This window comes from Photobacterium sp. R1 (assembly GCF_054600795.1).
In genome coordinates this window covers 1-293 of the sequence record NZ_BAAHZP010000401.1, presented here as the reverse complement: position 1 = coordinate 293, position 293 = coordinate 1, and the positions used below count along the sequence as shown (strand labels likewise).

The window sequence follows — 293 nt, the reverse complement described above, 5'->3', positions numbered from 1 at the left end:
TATTTTCATCATCCCGGCTAACACCTACCCGATATCAATATTTTTAAACAACGGTAAGCGTATTGAAGACACTATTCTCACTGGTGTCGCGTCTCTCATCAATACAGGTATGGAAGGCATCGCCATTCTGATTTTCTTTGCCAGTATCGTTGTGCCCGTTGCCAAAATACTTGGACTTGCATTTATTCTTCTGTGCATCCACGGTAAAAGAAAGATCAATCACTTACACAGAATGAGGCTTTACCGTATCATTCAATGGATCGGTAAATGGTCAATGATGGACTTGTTCGTCA

Annotated in this window: 1 protein-coding gene; it reads left to right on the top strand. The window is 41.0% G+C overall.

Going from position 1 to position 293, the window contains the following annotated elements; all coding sequences use genetic code 11:
• On the top strand, positions 1-293 hold a 293-nt coding region (locus ACYP03_RS25610), incomplete at both ends, for a paraquat-inducible protein A (protein ID WP_459782621.1).